This is a genomic window from Desulfurobacterium sp. (genome assembly GCF_027028515.1).
Classification (GTDB): domain Bacteria; phylum Aquificota; class Aquificia; order Desulfurobacteriales; family Desulfurobacteriaceae; genus Desulfurobacterium_A.
The window spans coordinates 1-2,110 of the sequence record NZ_JALVIW010000005.1 but is presented as its reverse complement, the minus strand read 5'-3'; the positions used below and the strand labels follow the sequence as shown (position 1 = coordinate 2,110).

The 2,110-nt window shown below is 35.9% G+C and carries 4 protein-coding genes; 3 read left to right on the top strand and 1 reads right to left on the bottom strand.

The annotated features are described in order from the left end of the window. Positions 1–616, top strand: a 616-nt coding sequence (locus MV676_RS00370) for a hypothetical protein (protein WP_297444258.1), incomplete at its 5' end; no start/stop codon positions are given. On the opposite strand, the gene MV676_RS00365 is transcribed toward MV676_RS00370, so the two are convergent. Beyond that, on the bottom strand, positions 590–1,057 hold the full coding sequence (locus MV676_RS00365; RefSeq protein WP_297444257.1) for a hypothetical protein: 468 nt from the start codon (positions 1,055–1,057) through the stop codon (positions 590–592). The genes MV676_RS00370 and MV676_RS00365 overlap by 27 nt on opposite strands. A 73-nt stretch (positions 1,058–1,130) precedes the next feature. Here MV676_RS00365 and MV676_RS00360 point away from each other — a divergent pair, with 73 nt between their 5' ends. Then, positions 1,131–1,550: a hypothetical protein gene (locus MV676_RS00360; protein WP_297444256.1), complete on the top strand. Its 420-nt coding sequence runs from the start codon at positions 1,131–1,133 to the stop codon at positions 1,548–1,550. After that, a partial coding sequence (locus MV676_RS00355; RefSeq protein ID WP_297444255.1) for a hypothetical protein occupies positions 1,547–2,110 on the top strand: 564 nt, incomplete at its 3' end. The genes MV676_RS00360 and MV676_RS00355, both read left to right, overlap by 4 nt.

Below are 2,110 nucleotides of genomic sequence, written 5' to 3'. Positions count from 1 at the left end.
GAATAAAGTCTTGATAGCAAGTGTTCCTTTTGTGGGAAGCTATGTTTACAAAAGTCGTATTTTACAAATTGAACCGAAATTAAAAAAGGGGGTACTTGTTACATTAATAATGAATACCTACAACCCGTTCATTGACTACGAAGCTGTAAAAGAGTTTATCTATACCAACAGCCGTATCTTTCAGACTTACGGTGGATACTTTAATATTATCTTTGACTCCGTACACGAAAAAATTGTTTGTGGTATAAGTTCTGGCCTGATAATTACAAGCTATAACTATTTCTCTAAAAAGAACCGTTTGAAAGAAACCGGAGTTTACTTTAAATACAGCAGGCGAACCGAAAACTTTATAAACTCATACATTGATAGATACTTTTCAGACTACATGTTAAATACAAGTATAAAAAATTCTATTCAGTTAAATCAGGTATTTGTTGAAAACCTGTATTTCGAAAACGAAAAAAGATTGGCTGTAATACGGGTTAGTGGAATTTCCCACCGTGTAGCAGTAGCTCCGGTTTCCTTCCGTGAAGAAATAATCGGAAAAAACTGCATAAGTTTCTTTACACCTACGCCATACGGAGAATCTTTATGGTACTTTGCTCCCGTCGGTTAGACTTTTAGATACTTTTGCGAGATAAAAGTAAATTAAAAAGGTCAAGTCAAATATCATAAAAGACATCACTAAAAGCATTATAAACCAGTAATTAAATTCCTCAACGGTTTTCTTTATGTATTGCTTGGAAAACCTGTAAAAATATATCAGGTAAAGCAGATAGAAGAAAAAGTAAAACAGAAGAAGTATCAAACTCTGTTTTCCGAATATAAGAAAAATTTGGGAAGCTATGTATGAACCTATTACAACGGAAAAGGATTTTAGCAGTTCTTTGTTGTTTTCTATGTAGAACTCACGGAATACAAGTCCTGATCCTATGTAGTATAAAAGGAGGGAAATGACAAATCCCAGTCCTACATGTCCACTATAGACAAGAATGTACTTTACAGGAAAAGATATTCCCATAAGAGAAAAGCCTATCTTTTTCAAATTGGCTTTCATTTTTTCCTCTCCCGAATAACAGTTTAACACCTGTGATAAAATTAATTATACCTGAACTAAAGGAAAAGAAACTATGGAACAGGTTATTCCGGGAGAGAAGGAAATATTCCTCTACCCGAAAAAGTTCAAGTCGTGGAAAGAGAAACCAAACAAGAATTTCTGTATTGCTACAATAATTCCAGGTATTGTAAAGTATGAAAATCCTGTATATTTCGTAATAGTGGAAGAAGTTAGAAACTGCTCTATATACGAAACTGTTGATTCGTTTTATTCTTATGTTTACAGCCACTTTTTCTACAACGGGGTACTTGGAAACAGCAGGCTCGTTATGTTCTTTAAGGATAGAGCTGAAAACAGGTATGTTATGGTTAAATTCGGCAGTAAACAGGTTTTAAAGGACGGTTCTCTGCTGTTTAAAGAGCCTACATTTATACCGGTTGACAAAGACAGGAAAACCCTATTGAAAAACCTAATTTCTTATGTGGAACAATGAGAGTACTACTATTACTGTTGTTTTTGCTGATACCTGTTGTTTCTTACGGGGAAACCTGGCGGGAATACTGCAAGAAAAAGGGAGTAGAAGAGGCCGTAGTTAAAGCCATTCTTCTCGCTGAAGGATACAGGGAAGGCAACCTTATCTACCCTTATGTTGTAAGGATTAACGGCCGAAAACCCGGAAGAGAAGTTCTGGATTTCTTTAACAGACAGGTACAGAAATACCACCTGGCCTCTTCACCGGTAGTTCGTATAAAGGGATGGGGAACATTATATAGATGTCCCAGCAGAGAAGTGTGTGTACTCTTTGCCGACTACCTTGTGAAACTGGGATTTAAAAATATTGACCTTGGGCCTTTTCAGATCAACTACGGTGTGTGGCATAAGAGGTATAAAAACCTTATACAAAAAGCCTTTGATATAAATGAATCGGCAAAAATCTGCTGTGATATAGTTGGAGAAAATGTTAAAAAGTTTGGATACAACGCAAATGCCGTTGCACTTTATCATTCAGCTACTCCAGACAAGAACTACAGGTATGCTGTCCGTATTTTTAGA

Coding starts and splice junctions, on each gene's coding strand:
- MV676_RS00365 (WP_297444257.1), bottom strand. CDS start 1,057: ATGAAAGCCAATTTGAAAAAGATAGGCTTTTCTCTTATGGGAATATCT.
- MV676_RS00360 (WP_297444256.1), top strand. CDS start 1,131: ATGGAACAGGTTATTCCGGGAGAGAAGGAAATATTCCTCTACCCGAAA.